Origin of the sequence: Paenibacillus paeoniae (assembly GCF_003388735.1) — a bacterium.
GTDB lineage: Bacteria > Bacillota > Bacilli > Paenibacillales > Paenibacillaceae > Pristimantibacillus > Pristimantibacillus paeoniae.
This window is the reverse complement of sequence record NZ_QUBQ01000002.1, coordinates 42,545-62,005: the sequence shown is the minus strand read 5'-3', so window position 1 is coordinate 62,005 and position 19,461 is coordinate 42,545. Positions and strand designations below refer to the sequence as shown.

The following is a 19,461-nucleotide window of genomic DNA, read 5'->3' as shown; positions in this document are numbered from 1 at the left end:
GGGGGGTGGTTTATGCACGAGCCATGTATGTAGAATAGCATCTTGATCAGCATACGTTTCATTTAGTCTGAACAAAACAAATTTATTGAGGAGGAAATACAATGAATATTAGAAAAATGGGCTTGGGACTTATGGTTATCGTTATGCTTTTGACTTTCGCTACGAGTGCTTCTGCAAGCACGACCCGTACAGATTCCGGTACGACAACACATAGTGGGGGAAATCTTTCCCTACAATATTATGCCTATGATTCGCATGTCCATGGTTGGATGTATGCAACCGTGTATCGTGTCACGGCTTCAGGTGATGTGTTCGTTGGTTCTGGCAGCATTGAGGGCGGTATGCCTCATGGCAATGGAATCCGTACTGGCAATTTATATTTGGGCAATCAGCCTGCCGGCACCTACAAATATGTCATTACATTGCCAAGCGCTTGGATGGGACCATCCATAGTATGGGGCACCTATTAATTCATATGGCTTTTCATATAAATAAGGGTTAGACCACTAAGCTTGACAGGCAGTAACGCAATTGGTTCGCTTATGTTTTACCGGGGGTCACTTGCCCCCTATAAGGATCGCTCCTTTCTCAGATGGAGAGGGGCGGTCTTTTTTGTGTTCATTTTGTGATAACGATTATCATTTTCGATATAATCTGCTACAATCATGATCGAAGATGCGGAGAGGATGACATGGAATGATTGAACGCGACCACATGCTGCTTTGGAACCATGCCTTTATTAAGGTGCTGGATGTGCGTCACACAACGCTGGAAGCCGGTAATAGCTTGCGAGCGTACAAGCTTCCGTCCAGCATGTTTATGTACTCCGTTCGCGGCGACGCAGACGTGTGGATGGATAACCGGGAATATGCGGCTAGGCGGTATCATGTGGTGCATGGCGGTAAAGGAACTATGTTAACTATTAATGTAACCGAAGATTTGTTTGAATGTTATATGATTTTCTATAAAGCGGTTATTCCGCTTCCCAATCGCCAAGAAATCTTGGAATTAATGGAGCGTAGGAATCCGTTTGCGATGCAATATGGTTTTCAACCGCATCATCCGGCGTTATTACTGGAGATGGCCAAGGAATTGTACAGAGAATGGGGAACAGAGGGTGAGTTAGAACGGTTTTATACCAAAAAGTTATTTTATGATTTTGTATATGAGCTGCTGCGGCAACTAGCCAGTCACAATATTCAAACCCATCAGCCCGACTTGGCAGAGCAAGCCATTCGTTATATTCATGAGCATTATCGGGAGCAGCTTACGTTGGAATCGCTAGCTCAGGCACTTAATTACAGCGCGCCCTACGTGGCTAGACAGTTCAAAAGCAAGACAGGAAGAAGCTTAATTGAATATTTGATTGAAGTTCGAATGGGTGAGGCTGGGCAACTGCTGAAGGAGACCGATCTTCCGTTGCAGGAAATTGCTGAGGGAGTCGGTTATTCGGATACATCGTATTTTATCCGCGTATTCAAAAAGTGGATTGGATTAACACCGGGACAGTACAGAGAGAAGCATAGAGCACAAAGCTCGGATAATCCTGTTAAGAGGTTCATATTGTCTGATGCGAGAAGACAAAGGGCGCGTTATATTGTTAATGATAGTAAGAATCATTTTCAATATATGAAGGAGAGGAAGTTATCTATGTACGGCAACAAATCATCCTGGGCAGTTACATCCTTGATGTTATGCCTGATGTTATTACTGGGGGCATGCTCCGGCGGAGCGGGGGGTCAATCGCAACCTGTGTCCAATGCTGGCGGGGGCGCTTCGAGTCCGGTACCAACTGGCGAGAACGGTGGAGCAGGAGAAAATAGCCATGCTCAAACGGAGTCGAAGACGAGAAAAATGTCTACTTTGAAAGGCGATATAGAAGTTCCCGCGAACCCTGAACGAATCGTCGTATTGTATCATGTAGGAGATGTTTTGGCATTCGGAGCGAAGCCTGTAGGCGTATCGGAAGTATACGACGGAGCGGCGTTTCAGCAAGATGTATCGGGTATTCCTTCCCTAGGTCACTGGATGGAGCCAAGCCCGGAGGCTGTGCTTGCGCTGAATCCGGATTTGATTATCGTGCCCTCGGAGGATCCCTATAGAGTGCTGAAGGATATTGCACCAACGGTCTACATGCCTTTTGACAGCATGACGCTGGAAGAAAGGATGGAAATGATCGGCAAGGCGCTGGGCAAGGAGAATGAATCAGATGCGCTGTTACAGCAGTTTTACGCCAAGGTTGAGTCAAGCAAGGATAAGCTGCGCGAAGCCGGTATTTTGAATAAAACGGTGACGATCATGGAGGGCGGCAAAGGCAATATGCTAATTACAGCGAGCAAGAAGTATGGCAGGGGTTCCGAAGTTGTATATGAATATTTGGGAATGAAGGCGCCTGATATTATTCAAAAGGATATTGATGCCACGGACAAAGTGTACAGCTATGATATTTCCTTCGAGAAACTGCCCCAATATGCAGGTGATATTATCATTCGCTCCGCCTATGAAGGGATGGAAAACCTGACGGACAGCGCTCTTTGGAACAACCTTCCCGCGGTAAAAGAGGGACGGCTAATCGAGCTTGATTTCGGCTTGAGCTACTACACGGATATTTATTCGCTCGACAAGCAGCTTGATTATATTGTAGACAGCTTGCTGAAAAGCGTATCTTAACGGCCAGGCTCGCTCTCACTTAGAGCGAGTCTTTGTGCCATTTGGATATAAGAAAATGTCTTTTTAAAAAAGTTCATTGATATTGATAATCTCTATCACTATAATGGGAGTATGAATGAGCTTTTTGGGAGGCCTATATGGATGCCCCATCTTAAGTTGAAGTAGGGAAGCTACTCCTTAGAATTACCTAGCGCGCTTACATACTGCTGCCTTGTTGAACGGAAGCGCCTCTACTGGGCTAGGAGGCCGTCGCAGTTCATACTGGAATGCGGTGTTGCTAGAGGAAGGTTGGAAAGGTGTTATAGACCATGTTTGATCACGAACATATCGCATCATGGAATCATGCTTCGATCAAAGTGTTGGATATTAGGCATATGATCATGCAAAAAGGGGAGGAATTGCGCGCATTCCAGCTCCCTGCAAGTATGTTCCTTTTTGCGGCAAGAGGCGGAGCGGTCATTACACTGGACGGAACGGAATACCCGCTTCGTCCGTTTCATGTGCTCCATGGCGGGAAAGGCTCTATCATGGATATCCGGTTGAGAGAAGAGCAGTGGGAGTACGACTTAATCTATTACAAGGCCACTCTGCCATTGTCATCTCGCCAGGATATGACGGAGCTGCAGGCGTACACCAATCCGTTCAGGATGGCGTATCAGCTTATGCCGGATGATCCGCTCTCCTTATTCCATATTGTTGAAGCGATGCGCCGGGAGTGGCTGATCGCAGGACCGTTCGAGAAGTTCCAGGTTAAGTCGATGTTTTATGAACTGTTGGGCATGATGCTGCGGCAGATGCATCGCCAGAGCGGAGAGGCTGCGAAGCAGGACCTTGCGACACGGGCCGTCCATTATATGGAGAAGCATTACGCGGAGCGGATTTCGCTGGAGTCGCTTGCTGCCGCATTGAATTACAGTGCCGCGCATCTATCGGATACCTTCAAGAAGCATACCGGCTACAGCCCGATCGATTATTTGCTTCGCATTCGGATGGAGAAGGCAGCAAGCCTGCTTGTTGATACAGAAGGCAGCATCCGTGAAATTGCGAAGTACGTGGGGTATGCCGATCCGTATTATTTTGGGCGGCTGTTCAAGAAGATGTTCGGGGCTTCGCCGCTGCACTATCGGAAGAAACAAGGTAAAGATGGCCGATCCGAACAAAATCCTTCTGCAATCCTGAGATCCTCCATTGCCAGATTGGGGGAATGGGGACATACTGATAATGATAATTGTTATCAACAACAGAGCAGAGGAGAAGTTTCAATGTACAGATCGTTTTCATCTACAACCGCGGCAACGCTATTGCTGTGCCTCACCTTATTGCTGAGCGCATGCTCCGGCGGGAATGCCGCGTCCAATACGGCCAATGGCGCAGGACCGTCTCCGAATGTAACAGAAGGTGCATCAGGAGGCCAAACGCAATCGAATACCGCGGATAACGAGACTAGAACGGTTATCTCCGGCGGTAAGGAAATCCAAATTCCCGCCCATCCGAAGCGCATCGTCGCAGATCAATATTTGGGCAGCTTTATTGTCTTAGGCGTTACGCCGATTGGAACACCAGGCCTTCACTGGGATAATCCCTATCTGTCCGAGCTGCTGGACGGCGTCGTGGATATCGGCGATGTGAACGGCTCCTTGGAGAAGGTGGTTGATCTACAGCCTGATCTGATCGTAACAGGCGCTTCGATGGACGATGCCAGATACGAACAGTTGTCCAAAATCGCGCCAACGCTGTCCGTCCCCTATGGCAATTTGAAAAACGCCCAGGAGGAACTGACGTATTTCGGAGAGCTGCTTGGCAAGGAGAAGGAAGCGAAGGCATGGCTCGAAGATTACGACCGCCGGATTGCTGCTGCGAAAGAGAAAGCCCATCAAGCGGTGTCGGAGGGAGCGTCCTTCTCGATTATCGAGTGGGCCGATAATTCGATTTACGTATACGGTGACAACTTCGGGAGAGGCGGACAACCCGTCTACCAAGCGCTTGGCTTCAATCCTCCATCGGGAGTCGCATCCGAAATTATGGAGAAGCAATGGGCCAGCTTGTCCAATGAAGTGTTGCCGAAGTATGCCGGCGACTACATTATTCTGACCTCCAACGATCGTTCCTTAGAGGATGTGAAGGCCGATCCCATCTGGGGCACGCTTGACGCGGTGAAGAATGACCGGGTTTATGTGTGGAAGGAAGAGCGTTCGTGGTATTACGATCCGCTTGCCGTCTTGTCCCAGACGGAAGAACTCGCTGACTGGCTGGCGGGGCAAAAATAAGGAGCAGCATAGCGCTTGAGAGAAATCAGGCCATTTTAGATTGATTATACACACCGTTGGAGGTAGTCATGTTACGTCGTTTTTTTGAGTATTATCGTCCCTATAAGGGCCTGTTTATATTGGATTTTTCATGTGCGATACTAGCTGCCTTGCTGGAGCTGGCATTCCCGCTTGCAGTCCACCGTGTCGTTGATGATTTGCTGCCCAGCGGCAATTGGGTGTGGATCTTATATTCTTGCCTCGGTTTGCTTGGCATCTACATCATCAGCTCCGCCCTTCATTATGTCGTGACGTATTGGGGCCATAAGCTGGGCATTAATATTGAGTCGGATATGCGGAAGAGGCTATTCGATCGGGTTCAAAAGCTGTCATTCCGGTTTTTCGACAATAATAAGACCGGGCATCTCGTCTCCCGTATGACCAATGATTTGATGGATATCGGCGAGATTGCCCATCACGGTCCAGAGGACTTGGTAATCGCCATCATGACGTTGGCTGGAGCCTTCGGCATCATGCTGGGCATTAATTGGCAGTTGGCAGTAATGACGTTTATTATCGTACCGCTTATGATTTATTTGTCCATGTATTTCGGTAAGAAAATGTCGGCTGCCTTCAAACGAATGTTCTCGGACATCGCTGACTATAACGCAAGGGTTGAGAACAACGTCAGCGGCATTCGCGTTGTTCAAGCATTTGCAAATGAAAAGCATGAAATTAACCGTTTTGCACAAAACAACGAACGGTTTCGTATCACGAAGCTTCTTACTTACCGAATTATGGCTTGGAACTCGTCGCTTAGCTTTATTCTGATGAAGCTGGTGTCATTGTTCGTGCTAATATGCGGAACATGGTTTGTAATTGAAGGCCGGATGTCGTACGGCGAATTTATTGCATTTGTGATGTTGTCCAATGTATTTCTGGGACCGATTCAGCAAATTAACTCTGTCATAGAGACGTATCCGAAAGGAATTGCGGGCTTCAAACGTTATCTGGAACTGCTTGAGACGGAGCCGGATGTGAATGATGCGCCGAATGCTCGCCATGTGAAACATCTGAATGGGGAAATCCGCTTTAACGATGTTACGTTCGGCTACGAAGGCAAGGATAAGGTGCTTCAAGGCGTGAATCTAACCATTCGTGCCGGGGAGACTGCTGCGCTTGTAGGACCGTCGGGTGCAGGGAAAAGCACCTTATGCTCACTGCTGCCGCGATTCTATGATGTGGAGGGCGGGGCCGTCACCATTGACGGCATGGATGTTCGAAGCATGACGCTGGAGTCGCTGCGCTCGCAGATTGGCATTGTCCAGCAGGACGTCTTCCTGTTCGACGGCACCATCCGCGAAAACATCGCTTACGGCAAGCTGGGCGCAAGCGATGAAGAAATCTGGACGGCTGCGAGACGCGCTCAGTTGGTAGATTTGATCAAGTCGCTTCCAGATGGTCTGGATACCTTTATCGGTGAGCGGGGTGTGAAGCTGTCAGGAGGACAAAAACAGCGGCTGTCGATTTCTCGCATGTTCCTCAAAAATCCGCCTATCCTTATTCTTGATGAGGCTACATCGGCGCTGGATACCGAGACGGAAGCCGCTATTCAATTGGCATTGTCTGAACTGTCGCAAGGGCGCACGACGCTTGTTATTGCGCATCGTCTGGCTACGGTCAAAAACGCGGATCGTATTATTGTCGTAGCGGAACAAGGAATTGCCGAGCAAGGCAAACATGAGGAATTGATTGCACAGGAAGGTGTATACAGCCGTCTGCACCGCGCTCAATTCGGCATGTAACCAATTATTAGTGCTAGCCATAATTAGTTTCTATATTACAGGCATCGCGATCAAGACTAATGAGGAGTAAGATTATGTCGGTATGGACTGAGAAAATAGACAAAGATGAAATCGGCGGGAAAAGGAAGCAGCAGTTTCGCTCGCGTCCTTGGGCTGCATCGCTAATCTTGATCGGCGGATCCATTGCTACTGTGCTTAGTGTTGCATTGTCCGTGTCGTTCGGAGCGGCTGATATCGAGTTTGCAACGGTGTGGGAGGCGATATTCGCCTTTGATTCGACCATTACGCAGCACCAGATCATTCAGGAGCTTCGCTTGCCGCGCGTACTGGGCGGCGCTATGGTGGGTGCAAGCTTTGCAGTAGCGGGTGCGATTATGCAAGGCATGACGCGCAATCCTATGGCGGATTCCGGCTTGCTGGGATTAAATGCTGGAGCTGGTTTTGCGCTTGCCCTATGCTTTGCATTTTTCCCTGGCTTGCCCTTTATGTATCAGATCATGTATTCCTTTCTAGGAGCGGGACTCGGCGCTGGGCTTGTATTCGGCGTAGGCTCATTGGCTAAGGGCGGACTGAGTCCCGTCCGATTGGTGCTCGCTGGCGCTGCGGTCAGCGCGCTGCTGGCGGCGTTAAGTGAAGGTGTCGCGCTCTATTTCCGCGTCGGCCAGGATATGGCGTTCTGGTATGCGGGTGGCGTAGCGGGAACAAAATGGAATCAGCTCGAACTGATGGCGCCATGGGTGCTCGGCGCTCTAATCGCCTCGATGGTGCTGTCCAAATCGATTACGCTGCTTACGCTGGGTGAAGAGATTGCCTCGGGCCTTGGACAGCGGACTAGACTAGTTAAGCTGGCGGGTACCATCATTGTGTTAGTGCTTGCGGGCTCTGCTGTATCGGTCGTTGGCGCAGTTGGCTTTGTCGGCTTGATTATTCCGCATTTGACACGTTATTTGGTCGGCGTGGACTACCGTTGGATTATTCCTTGTTCGGCTGTACTGGGCAGCTTGCTCGTCATGCTTGCAGATTTGGCGGCTCGAATGATTAATCCTCCATATGAGACGCCTGTAGGGGCACTTATTGCACTTATTGGCGTTCCGTTCTTTCTGTATTTGGCACGGAAAGAAAGGAGGGAGCTGTAATGAAAACGGCAGATGTATTATCCGCCAGCGAGAACAGGCTGCGGAGAGGACTTATCGTTATGGCGATTCTTGGCGTGCTTATTATCATCGCGTTCATCATTAGTATGAATACGGGTTATATACGGCTTTCGCCGCTGGATGTACTGAAGACCCTGTTCGGCATGGGGACAGAGAAACAGTCGCTTATTCTCTATCAATTCCGGCTTCCGCGAATTGTCATTGCACTGCTGATTGGTGCGGGACTCGCCGTATCTGGCTGTATCATGCAAGGTATATCGCGTAATGCACTCGCCGATCCGGGCCTGCTTGGCATCAATGCGGGAGCAGGGCTGATGGTGATGCTGTTTATCTCCTTCTACCCGACAACGGCGGCGGCGCCTGTATATCTCTTGCCTGTGCTTGCCTTAGTCGGAGCCGGCTTAACTGCAGCGCTCATTTATTCACTGGCCTATAAGCGGCATGAGGGGATATCGCCGACCCGACTTATATTGACAGGTATCGCTGTAGCAGCAGGGATAAGTGCGGCGATGATCGTGTTGACGCTTCGTCTTGATCCGAATAAATATCAGTTTTTGGCGACTTGGCTGGCAGGCAGCATCTGGGGCTCCAACTGGAAGTTCGTGCTCGCCCTGCTGCCTTGGATCGTCATAATTTTGCCTTTTGTATTCTTCAAGGCGCGTGTCATGAATGTGCTGAGCCTTGGTGACCAGATTGCCTCAGGGCTCGGCACATCCGTGGAGAGGGAGCGTCTGGTACTGCTCATCGCGGCTGTAGCACTTGCTGCATCCTCCGTAGCCGTCAGCGGCGGCATCGGTTTTGTGGGACTAATCGGACCTCATCTGGCGCGGCGGCTAGTGGGACCGAAGCATCAGCTGCTGCTTCCGGCATCGGCTTTGGCGGGAGCTCTGCTAGTCATTGTTGCCGATACGTTAGGACGCTGGATTCTTCAACCCTCGGAGATTCCGACGGGTATCGTGGTTGCTGTCATAGGCGCCCCTTACTTCTTGTATTTGCTCGCGCGTTCAAAGTAATACGGATAAGAGGCGCAGCGTGGTAGTTGCATAGGACGATCCTTTAAGACAAAAAGAGGGAGATGATAGAGATGGAGAAGGAACAACTATTTGATGTTACGATTATCGGCGGAGGTCCTGCGGGCTTATATTCCGCCTTCTATAGCGGCTTGCGCGAAATGAAAACCAAAATTATCGAATTTCAGCCGTTTCTGGGCGGCAAGGTGCATGTCTATCCCGAAAAAATGATTTGGGATGTGGGCGGTGTGACCCCGATCACGGGTGCGCAACTAATCGAGCAAACCGTGGCGCAGGGACTCACCTTCGAACCGGAGGTCGTGTTGGGGCAGAAGATCACGTCCATTTCCAAAAATGATGAAGGGCAATTCGTCCTGCATACTCATACTGGCGAAGCTCATTATTCCAAGACGGTTATTCTGGCTGTCGGCGGCGGCATTCTGAAACCGACAAAGCTGGAGGTTGAAGGCGCGGAGCGCTACGAGCTGTCCAATCTGCATTATACGGTCAAATCGCTCGCGCGCTTCAAAGGGAAGACGGTGTTGATCTCCGGCGGCGGCAACGCGGCGATTGACTGGGCCAATGAACTGGAGCCGATTGCGAAGAAAGTGTACTTGACCTACCGTAAGGAGATGCTGAGCGGCCATGAAGCGGAAGTGAGCAGATTGAAGAACAGCTCGGTGGAATGTCTGCTTAATACTACAATTGAAAAGCTGATTTCAGAGCCCGGCCATGAAAAAATTGACAACGTAGTACTGAAGCGCAGCTCTGACGGTGAAGAAATCGTGCTGAGCGTTGACGAGGTCGTTATCAATCATGGGTACGAGCGAGATAAGGAATTGTTGCAGAATAGCGAGCTGAAAATTGAGATGGAAGATGAATATAGCGTGAAAGGGAAGCCTACAAGCGAGACATCGGTAGAGGGCTTGTACGCCGTCGGCGACATTCTCTATCATGAGGGCAAGCTGCACCTGATTGCTGGCGCGTTCAACGATGCGGGCAACGCGATTAATAAAGCGAAGCAGTATATTACCCCTGATGCCAGGGGCTGGGGCGTAGTTTCCTCGCATAATGAATTGTTCGATAAGAAAAACCGCGAGCTGATGAAACATCTGTACACGTCTTAATCCCCGTCTTACCAGGCTCCCGAGCGGCACAAGCTGTTGCCCGGGAGCTTTTTTATGCGTTTTGAGCAGGCCCTGGCAGTGGAAACGATTCCATTATTGTGCTAAAAAAGTCACTCTATGAATCTTATCCTCCTGTATAATCGTATAGAATAGAGCGAATGTGCGTTAGAGCATCAGGAGGGAGTCGTTTGCAGTTGGATATGATCGTAACCTTATCTGTATTGGCAGGGGCCGCGGCCCTATTTGTAAGCGGCAAAGTGCGGTCGGACCTTGTCGCTATATGCGCCCTTGTCATATTGGTATTATTCGATATTCTTACACCGACCGAAGCGTTGTCCGGATTTGCCAATTCCGTCGTTATTATGATGATTGGACTATTCATTGTTGGAGGAGGCATCTTCCAGACAGGGCTGGCGAATATCGTGAGCGGCAAGCTGCTTAAGCTTGCCGGCACGAATGAGACCAAGCTGCTTGTAACCGTTATGCTGTCTACTTCGTTTATTGGAGCTTTTGTCAGCAATACGGGGACGGTTGCCGTCATGCTGCCGATTGTGATCAGTCTGGCAATGAGCGCGAATGTCAGTCCGGGCAAATTGCTGATGCCGCTCGCTTTCGCCAGCAGTCTTGGAGGAACGCTGACACTGATCGGTACGCCGCCTAATATGGTCATTAGAGAAACGCTCGCGAAAAACGGAATTGCGGAGCTGACGTTTTTCTCCTTTACGCCGATTGGTCTTGTTTGTTTAGCGCTTGGCACAGTACTAATTATCGTGTTCAGCAAATGGCTGCTGAAGTCGCGCACCGATGAAGACGGGAGTCGCTCCGGGGGTCAAAGCGTACATCATTTGGCTCAGCGATACAGCCTTACCGGCCACTTGTACCGCGTGCAGGCGGACAGCAAGTCCGGCATTGTATTGAAGCCGCTTAAGGAGCTGTCCGTCCTACAGCAATACGGCATACATATTAGCGAGGTCAGACGAAAGACGTCGCATAAAAATCCGTTTTTCAAAACGATCAATGGTGAAATGGCAGGGCCCGACACCGTTGTGATGGATCAGGATATCCTGTATGTCAAGGGCACGTTCCAGCAGGTAGAGGCTTTCGCCGAAGATTGCGGATTAACGCTGCTGGATCACCAGGCGACAGAACGGGTAGGAGGTGCGGAGACAGACGGTTACGCATCTGCCGAGAACGGTATTGCCGAGGTGCTTATTCCGCCAAACTCCAAACATATTAACCAGTTGATTAAGCATTCCGGCTTCCGGGAGCAATACAGCGTCAACGTACTAGGCATTCAGCGCAAGGGCGAGTATGTGCTGCATGGACTCAAGGATGAGAAAATCCGGCGCGGCGACGCGCTGCTGGTTCAGGGCACATGGAAGAATATTGCTGTTTTGTCCAATGAGCAGGCTGATGTTGTCGTTGTCGGGCAGCCGCAGGAAACGGCCGCTTCTATGCCGCTTAGCCACAAAGCGCCGTTAGCAGGCGGTATCATGGCTTTGATGGTTGCGCTCATGATCGCTGATTTGTTCCCGGCGGTTATATCCGTTATGATTGCCGCGGTGTTAATGGTAGTGACGGGATGTCTTCGGAATATGGATTCCGCCTATAAAACGGTCAATTGGGAAAGCGTCGTCCTTATTGGCGGCATGATCCCGATGTCGGTGGCCATCGAGAAGACCGGCGCTGCTTCGCTAATCTCACAAGGTCTTGTCGACAGCTTGGGCAGTGCTGGACCGCTTGCGCTGCTGGCGGGCATCTACTTTGCGACATCGACTTTGACACTGTTCATCAGCAATACGGCATGCGCTGTCTTGTTCGCGCCGATTGCGCTAGCAGCGGCGGTGCAACTGGGTGTTAATCCGGTACCATTCTTGTTCGCCGTAGCGCTTGCCTCCAGCATCTGCTTCGCCGTGCCGTTCTCGACGCCGCCGAATGCACTGGTCATGTCGGCAGGACGGTACACCTTTATGGATTATGTGAAGGTTGGCTTGCCCGTACAGCTGCTGCTGGGAGTTGCGATGGTGGCGCTGCTTCCGCTATTTTTCCCGTTTTGATTGCCGTAGCACAAAAAAGAGAGGCCCGATGGCCTCTCTTTCCTGTTTTCTTGGATGACTTACATCCAGCTCTCGCCCCATGCCTGAATGGATTCAATGACTGGCTGCAGGTCTCTGCCCTTAGGCGTAAGCTCGTACTCAATCCGAACGGGCATCTCTGGATACACCTGACGGTTGACGATGCCGAGCGTTTCGAGTTCTTTCATCCGGTCCGTCAGCATTTTGTCGCTCATTTCCGGGATTTGTTCCTTAATATCTTTAAAGCGCTTCGGTCCGCCTAATAAAACTCGAATGATTCTACCTGTCCATTTTTTTCCTAATAGATCAGCCGCAGCTTCATATCTCGGGCACATTGTCGAATAATCCAACAGAATCACCCCTCTTTTCATAGTTCTATTGTAGCATATGTACGAACGAAAAGTAAGTGTGCCAGGCAACAAAGACATTTAGCAGGCTTATGCGCAGGCAGAGACTTACTTTTACTAGGGCGGCTTCCATAACTTTAGCGTCACAGAACCATGGATATTGTCTTTCATTTTCGTGGATGAATATGTCTTCCGTAAGTATAGCTGTTAATCTAACGTATGAAAGTGCGGAAAAGTTGCAATTTATTCCCATAATAGTTACAGCTTAATGACTATGAGTCCGGCAAGCATGAACAGGAACGCAGCCCATTGCTGTAGGGATAGTCTTTCCTTGTACAACAGGATGGAGCCGATGGCTACAACAAGACTGTTGGTCGCAAAGATCGGAGCGGCCAGATTCGCCTGACCGGTCGAGATTGCAATCGCATAGAGTTGAAGGCCGCCGTAAGAGAATAGTCCGGCTGCAAGTCCAAGCTTCATGCCGATGCGTCTGGAGGCTGGTGTTATGATCTCCTTCGATGGAATAAGGAACCAGGCGATTGACAGCGCATAAGCGACGAATAAGATGGGCGCGCTTGCCAGGCCAAGCTCATCGGTTACTTTCAGGCCGCCGTTGCGCAAAGTGAACATCAGGATAGCCAGGCCAACGAGCAGGAACCAGCGCTTTTCTTTAATCGTGAGCGGCTCCTTGCGCTTGTAGGCAATCAGCATGACGGACAATAGAAGCAATAACACGCCAATCCCCTGCGGCAAGCTAAGCGGCTCATGGTACCACAGTGTAGCCATCGCTACAACCAGGACGATGTTGAAGTTCGTCAGTGGAGAAGTCAAGCTGGCGGGGCCATGCTCCAGCGCCTTCATGAATAGCGCATTGCCCCAGGCAGAGCCGGCGCCGATCATAACGCCTGCTGCCCATACTCTACTATCTAATAAAGCGCCGAGGCTGCCCTCGATGGCCGTATGAATGCCGAACCCTGCTGTACCTGCGGTGTAGAGAGCAAGCAGCAGCATGCGGGTCGAACCCCCGCGCATTTGCGATACTTTCATCCACCAGCCTGCCAGTCCGAACAAGACAGCGCTGCCGATGGCTATAGCTAACCACATTGAAATTCACGCTCCCGAATTTGTTACACAATTGAAATAGTCCTGTTACCGCCCTAACATATGTCTGGGCTATTATAATAAACAAGACCCCCTTTTATATAACCTTTTAGGGCCTGCAGCGTGCAGGCCCGCTTTTTTTTGTCTCTATAGGGTTGTCCTGCAGTGCAGATCAGTAATCACAGAGAAGGGGAGGGACGCGATTCGCATCCCTCCCCAACGCTGTTACAGCGGCACGATTACTTGCTGACGCTGACGGTAGAATACCCAATGCTTGAAGCCGATTTCCTTCAGCCGCTTAGCAACAAGGTCCCATTCATCCCCAACGCGGCTAGGGATATGCGCATCCGAGCCAAACGTGACATTGACGCCGAAGTGATGAGCACGCTCCAGAATGACGTCAGACGGATACCAGCCCCCGACATCCTTTGTGCTGCCTGATGTATTGATCTCAATCGATACGCCGTATTCCGCAATGGTGCGCAGCGTGTCGTCAATATGCTCATGCGCGGGAATATCTGAGAATGCAGGGTAGTACCCCTTCATCGCATCGATATGTCCCAATATATCGAACATGCCGCTTTGAGCGGATTGCTTAATGAGCTCGTAATAGCTTTTCTTTTCATTCATATGCTGGGTATCGTCCAGGTTCTTCCAGCGGTTTCGGTTGAAAATGCTGACACCGTTCACCTGATGCACGGAACCGATCAAATAATCGAACGGCACCCCCTTGTAGGCTTCCCGGTACGCTTCAGCATGGTCGGCGAAATAGTCCGATTCCATACCTAGCAGCACTTCGATTCGGCCTGTATACTTCTCCTTCAGACGCAGCACTTCATTGATATAATTGGAAAAGTCGCTTCTCGCCATGGCAATGCCGGGCCAAGGCTGGTCCTCTTGATGGAAGAAATAAGGGGAGTGATCGGATATGCCGATAACGCTCAGTCCAGCGTCAATACCGGCCAAAATATAATCTTCAATGGTACCATCCGCATGTCCGCATCTAACGTGGTGTGTATGTAGATCGAATTTCAACGTGAACCCTCCTACTCGCTGCTGATGAATTGATGCTCGGGCATGCCCTTGAGATCGCTTAAAAACTGATGCATCGCCGTATTCAGATAACGGCCTGACTTGTAGACAACTCCTACGGGGTGGGTAGTCTCGAGTTCATGGACTTTAATGATCTTCAGCGTACCAAGCTTAAGCTCAGTCGGGATCGACAGCTTGGAGACGATGGCTACGCCCAGATCAATCTCAACCATCCGCTTAACTTCTTCACTGCTGGACAGCTCCATGACGATATTAGGCTGAATATTGTACTTCCTGAACATGGCATCCACGAATCGTCTGCCCAGCGTATCTGGCGCCAGCATGATCATAGGGACGTCTTTCAGCTTGTCTACGGTCGTATGCGTAAGGCTGCTGAGCGGATTTTCCGGGGAGACGACTAGCTCGAACGTATCGTAATAAAGAGTGGATGAGGCAATGTTCGGATTTCTCTCCGATAGATAGGTTATACCGACGTCAACGGAACCATTCTCGACGCTGGCCATAACTTGGGATGATGGCATGGTATGTATCGTTGTTTTAATAAGCGGGTATTGATTTTGAAAGTAGGACAACACTCGTGGCAATATTTGAATAGCGATCGACGAGGTCGTGCCAAGCAGAATATGTCCTTGAGGCGTAAGGTTCAGATCGTTAAGCTTCTGCTTCAATTCCTCTACAATCGCCAGCACGCGCTCCGCATGCTCTAGGAAGACTTGACCATGATCCGTAAGGGTAACAGGTTGATTACGGTCAATTAGTACGGTCTTAAATTCATCCTCCAGGCTCTTGATTTGGGCTGATACGGCGGGCTGAGTCAAATTCAGCAGTTCGCCTGCCTTGCGGAAGCTCATCGTCTTGGAGATCGTGAGCAGTGTTTCCAACTGGCTAATATTCAAGTCCAGTATTCCCCCTTCCGACGTTCTCTGGGCGTACCTTTATTATATCCTATATAAAAGGGTGCAGCAAAAAAAGAATGGCTGTTAGAGCCATTCTTTCTTACGGAAAATAATAAACATGCTGAATCCCAGCACAATCATAATGCCGAGCAAAATATAGGCTCCAAGCTTGAAGTGGAGGCCGGGAATATCGTCGAAGTTCATACCGTATATGCCCGTAATAAAGGTGAGCGGCATGAAAATCGTCGTAATGGCAGTGAACACGCGCATAATTTCGTTGGCACGGCTCGACAGGCTGGATTGATAGGCCTCGCGAAGGTTGCCCATCAGATCGCGGTACGTGTCGAAGGACTCTGATATTTTAAGGGCATTCTCATAGACGTCGCGGAAATACTTCTGCAGCTGCTCATCGATAAGCTTGAGTTCTTTCTTATTAAGCGTAAAGATGACCTCGCGCTGAGGGCCGAGCACCTTCTTCACCCAAAGAATTTCACCACGCAGACCGATAATCTCATTCAGATGAGACTTCTTGGTATGCATAAGGATGTCTTCTTCAAGTGTCTCGATCCGACTGTCAATCCGGTCGCCGACGAGGAAGTAATTGTCGACCACGAGGTCGACCAAATAATAGAGGAACTGATCCGGACGATTAACCTCCTGCTCCCAAAGAATGGGCTTCAAGGAACGGAGCTCGTTAATTTTTTGATGAGTTACCGTTATAATATAGTGGCGTCCCAAAAAAATGTTAAGCGACCGCAAAAATATTTCTTCATTATCGAAACGAATACTGTCGATGACGATAAAATAATGATTTTCGTAAATCTCGATTTTAGGGCGCTGTTCTTCGTCGTTGAGGCAATCCTCCACGGCGAGATCATGCATGCCGAATAGCGGCTGCAGGACCGTCAAGTCCTCTACATCCGCATCAATCCAGTAGAAGCCTTCTGGCGGCGCCTGTTGCGCCTGCTCAACTTCTTCCACCATCGTAAATTTTCCATTGTAAACATATCTGATTTTCATATGCAGATCTCCTCTCTCGTCTTACAGGAGACTGCCGGTCAGAAACAAAAGCGGAGCCTTCAAATAAAGGCAAGTCGGCCCGCCTATCCGTTCCGCAATAAGGTTCGCGCAGGAGGGATGGAGGAGCGGCTTCGTTTCGGCTGAGCCGACAGCGGCCTAATTCGGTTGGTTTCGGGCTTCGGTATATCACCTTCCATGTCCTCATACACTCCTTTAATGTCGAATGAATGTCCCAATCCTTGTCTAGTATACTCCCGCTCTGGCAGAACATTCAAGGAAAAAATGGCTTCGTGGGAGAGCCGGTTTGACAGTATATGCATCGGAATCCTTGACGGGAAGGGCAGAATGAATTAAAGTAAACTTAATTGGAATCGAAACAACTGAATAGACTACTTTCTTATCAAGAGCAGGCGGAGGGACTAGCCCGATGAAGCCCGGCAACCGGCATTTAAGCACGGTGCTAATTCTTGCGGAAACAGGTATGTTTCTGAGAGATGAGAGAGGCGGACGGCTACTTATGAGCAGACGACCTTTTCTCACGCAGAAGGGGTCTTTTTTTGTTTCTCAACTTCTAATTATTAACGATTTTTAGGAGCGTGGTCAGAATGCCTATCAAAGTACCAGACAACTTGCCTGCGAAGGAAATTTTGAGTAATGAGAACATATTCGTCATGGATGAAAGTGTTGCTTATCAGCAGGACATTCGCCCATTGCGTATCGCCATATTGAACCTGATGCCTACCAAAGAGACGACGGAGACGCAGTTGCTTCGCCTGATCGGCAATACGCCGCTGCAAGTAGAGGTTGTACTGCTGCATCCCAGAACGCATCAATCCAAAAACACGTCGGCCGAGCATCTGGAATCATTTTACAAAACATTCGACGAGATTTCCCATCAGTATTTTGACGGAATGATCATTACAGGCGCACCGGTGGAGCATCTTCCTTTCGAGGAAGTCAACTATTGGGAAGAGCTCCAGGAAATTATGGAGTGGACGAAGCGGCATGTCACATCGACGTTCCATATCTGTTGGGCTTCTCAAGCGGGCCTCTACCATCATTATGGCGTGCCGAAATACAATCTGGACTTCAAAGTGTTCGGTGTATTCCCGCATACGGTGACAGACGAGAAGCGAAATGTACAGCTGCTTAGAGGCTTCGACGAGCTGTTTTTCGTGCCTCAATCCCGCCATACGGAAGTACGCAGAGAGGATATTGAGCCGATCGAGGAACTGGAGATTTTGTCGGAGTCTGGGGATTCGGGCATCTATATAGTAGCTTCACGCGACGGCAAGCAAATCTTCGTCACTGGCCATTCCGAATACGATCCTACGTCGCTCAAGTTCGAATACGACCGCGATGTAACGAAGGGAATGGCAATTGATCTTCCCAGAAACTATTTCCCGGGCGATAATCCTTCCTGTATGCCTTTATCGACCTGGAGAGCGCATGCCAATCTGCTCTTCTCGAATTGGCTGAACTATTATGTGTACCAACAGACGCCGTATGATCTCGGTGCTGGCATTTAATTGTGCGTGTTCAAAAAGTCGGGTTTTCAGCACCGAGAAGCTTCTCGCAAGATTCGATGTCGAATACGCTTCTTGGCTTGCTTCGTGATCAAAAGATGACTTTTTGAATAACCTCTAATACATGTAAAGGGAGTTGCGAAGTTAAATGAAAATAGAAAGTCACTTGGCTCAAATCGGTTCTGTTCAGGAGCCTGTTACGGGAGCGGTCAGCTTCCCTGTCTATCAAGCTACAGCATTTCGCCATCCCAAGCTGGGACAAAGCACGGGCTTCGATTATGCCAGAACCAAAAGTCCGACTAGAGCCGTACTGGAAGAAGCAGCAGCGAAGCTGGAGTCTGGTGATGCCGGATTTGCCTGTAGCTCTGGCATGGCCGCGCTGCAGACGATCTTTGCTTATTTTAGTCAAGGCGATCATCTGATTGTTTCACTGGATTTGTACGGAGGAACGTATCGTCTGCTGGAGCGCATTATGTCGAGATTCGGCGTAACAGCATCCTATGTTGATACGAATGATATAGATGGCATGTCCAGCTTGCTGCAGCCGAATACGAAGGCGGTGCTTATTGAGACGCCGACTAACCCGCTTATGATGATTACCGATCTGGAGCGTGTATGCTCATGGGCCAAATCGAGGGGGCTGCTGACGATTGTCGACAACACCTTGCTCACTCCTTATTTGCAGCGCCCAATTGAGCTTGGAGCCGACATTGTCATTCATAGCGCGACCAAATATTTGGGCGGGCATAATGACGTGTTAGCGGGCCTGATTATTACAAAAGGCGAGGAGCTGTCCAAGGAGATGGCGATTCTACATAACTCCATCGGAGCCGTATTGGGACCGCAGGATTCCTGGCTGCTGATGAGAGGCATGAAGACGCTCGCGCTGCGTATGGAGAGGCATCAGTACAATGCGACGAAAATCGCGGAGTACTTGCTGGAGCATCCAGCGATTGATGATGTTTACTATCCGGCCTTGCCGCATCATCCAGGGCATGATGTTCAGAACAAACAGTCTTCGGGCAATACGGGTATTTTCTCGTTCCGCTTGAAGGATGCTCGTTATATCGAGCCGATTCTGCGGCACATTAAGCTGATTGCTTTCGCTGAGAGCTTGGGCGGCGTAGAATCGCTAATGACGTATCCGGCTGTACAGACTCACGCCGATATACCGGAAGAGATTCGCAAAGCAGTTGGGGTAGATGACCGCTTGCTGCGCTTCTCCGTCGGGATCGAGCATGTGGATGATTTGATCGAAGATTTGGAGCAGGCGCTTCGCGAGGCCAAACAAGAGATCGAGGAGCAATAGAGCTCAAACGGACAGACACGGCCAGCCGATGCTATCGGGGATGCAGTGTCTGTCTTCCTTCCTATATAAATTTCGTTAATTTGCCATAATGGTTTTGCTGCGGGAGGATGACTAGTCTTCTT

At 49.8% G+C, this 19,461-nt stretch carries 15 protein-coding genes and 1 riboswitch; of the genes, 10 read left to right on the top strand and 5 right to left on the bottom strand.

From position 1 onward, the window contains the following. Window positions 1-101: 101 nt before the first annotated feature. The 8 genes from DX130_RS12720 (at window position 102) to DX130_RS12685 (ending at window position 12,069) form a co-directional block, all read left to right on the top strand. Window positions 102-470, top strand: a complete 369-nt coding sequence (locus tag DX130_RS12720; protein WP_116046041.1) for a hypothetical protein — start codon at window positions 102-104, stop codon at window positions 468-470. A gap of 226 nt (window positions 471-696) precedes the next feature. After that, window positions 697-2,670, top strand: a complete 1,974-nt coding sequence (locus DX130_RS12715) for an AraC family transcriptional regulator (protein WP_116046039.1) — start codon at window positions 697-699, stop codon at window positions 2,668-2,670. 308 nt (window positions 2,671-2,978) lie between these two features. Continuing rightward, on the top strand, window positions 2,979-4,937 hold the full coding sequence (locus DX130_RS12710; protein WP_116046037.1) for an AraC family transcriptional regulator: 1,959 nt from the start codon (window positions 2,979-2,981) through the stop codon (window positions 4,935-4,937). A gap of 68 nt (window positions 4,938-5,005) precedes the next feature. Beyond that, a complete protein-coding gene (locus DX130_RS12705) occupies window positions 5,006-6,721 on the top strand; it encodes an ABC transporter ATP-binding protein (RefSeq protein ID WP_116046036.1) in 1,716 nt (571 codons plus the stop codon). A gap of 74 nt (window positions 6,722-6,795) precedes the next feature. Continuing rightward, on the top strand, window positions 6,796-7,857 hold the full coding sequence (locus DX130_RS12700) for a FecCD family ABC transporter permease (RefSeq protein ID WP_116046034.1): 1,062 nt from the start codon (window positions 6,796-6,798) through the stop codon (window positions 7,855-7,857). Then, entirely contained in the window at window positions 7,857-8,888 is a 1,032-nt protein-coding gene (locus tag DX130_RS12695; RefSeq protein ID WP_116046032.1) for a FecCD family ABC transporter permease, read from the top strand. Before DX130_RS12700 ends, DX130_RS12695 begins: the two co-directional genes overlap by 1 nt. A 71-nt stretch (window positions 8,889-8,959) precedes the next feature. Then, window positions 8,960-10,012: an NAD(P)/FAD-dependent oxidoreductase gene (locus DX130_RS12690; protein ID WP_116046030.1), complete on the top strand. Its 1,053-nt coding sequence runs from the start codon at window positions 8,960-8,962 to the stop codon at window positions 10,010-10,012. A gap of 200 nt (window positions 10,013-10,212) precedes the next feature. Further along, window positions 10,213-12,069, top strand: a complete 1,857-nt coding sequence (locus DX130_RS12685; protein ID WP_165861322.1) for an SLC13 family permease — start codon at window positions 10,213-10,215, stop codon at window positions 12,067-12,069. Between the two features lie 59 nt (window positions 12,070-12,128). On the opposite strand, the gene DX130_RS12680 is transcribed toward DX130_RS12685, so the two are convergent. The 5 genes from DX130_RS12680 to corA form a co-directional block, all read right to left on the bottom strand. Next, window positions 12,129-12,437 (bottom strand): winged helix-turn-helix transcriptional regulator, encoded by a 309-nt coding sequence (locus DX130_RS12680; RefSeq protein ID WP_116046026.1) that lies wholly within the window; start codon window positions 12,435-12,437, stop codon window positions 12,129-12,131. A gap of 255 nt (window positions 12,438-12,692) precedes the next feature. Then, window positions 12,693-13,538: a DMT family transporter gene (locus DX130_RS12675; protein ID WP_116046024.1), complete on the bottom strand. Its 846-nt coding sequence runs from the start codon at window positions 13,536-13,538 to the stop codon at window positions 12,693-12,695. Between the two features lie 222 nt (window positions 13,539-13,760). Further along, on the bottom strand, window positions 13,761-14,570 hold the full coding sequence (locus DX130_RS12670; RefSeq protein WP_116046022.1) for a histidinol-phosphatase: 810 nt from the start codon (window positions 14,568-14,570) through the stop codon (window positions 13,761-13,763). Between the two features lie 11 nt (window positions 14,571-14,581). Further along, window positions 14,582-15,484: a LysR family transcriptional regulator gene (locus DX130_RS12665; RefSeq protein WP_116046020.1), complete on the bottom strand. Its 903-nt coding sequence runs from the start codon at window positions 15,482-15,484 to the stop codon at window positions 14,582-14,584. Window positions 15,485-15,568: 84 nt separating this feature from the next. After that, entirely contained in the window at window positions 15,569-16,504 is a 936-nt protein-coding gene (gene corA / locus DX130_RS12660) for a magnesium/cobalt transporter CorA (protein ID WP_116046018.1), read from the bottom strand. Window positions 16,505-16,898: 394 nt separating this feature from the next. Then, a riboswitch (SAM riboswitch) is annotated at window positions 16,899-17,005 on the top strand. Between the two features lie 104 nt (window positions 17,006-17,109). Here corA and metA point away from each other — a divergent pair. Together metA and DX130_RS12650 are read left to right on the top strand one after the other, a co-directional pair. Continuing rightward, window positions 17,110-18,033 (top strand): homoserine O-acetyltransferase MetA, encoded by a 924-nt coding sequence (metA, locus tag DX130_RS12655; RefSeq protein WP_116046016.1) that lies wholly within the window; start codon window positions 17,110-17,112, stop codon window positions 18,031-18,033. Window positions 18,034-18,178: 145 nt separating this feature from the next. Beyond that, entirely contained in the window at window positions 18,179-19,339 is a 1,161-nt protein-coding gene (locus DX130_RS12650) for an aminotransferase class I/II-fold pyridoxal phosphate-dependent enzyme (RefSeq protein WP_116046014.1), read from the top strand. The last annotated feature ends 122 nt before the right edge of the window (window positions 19,340-19,461 follow it).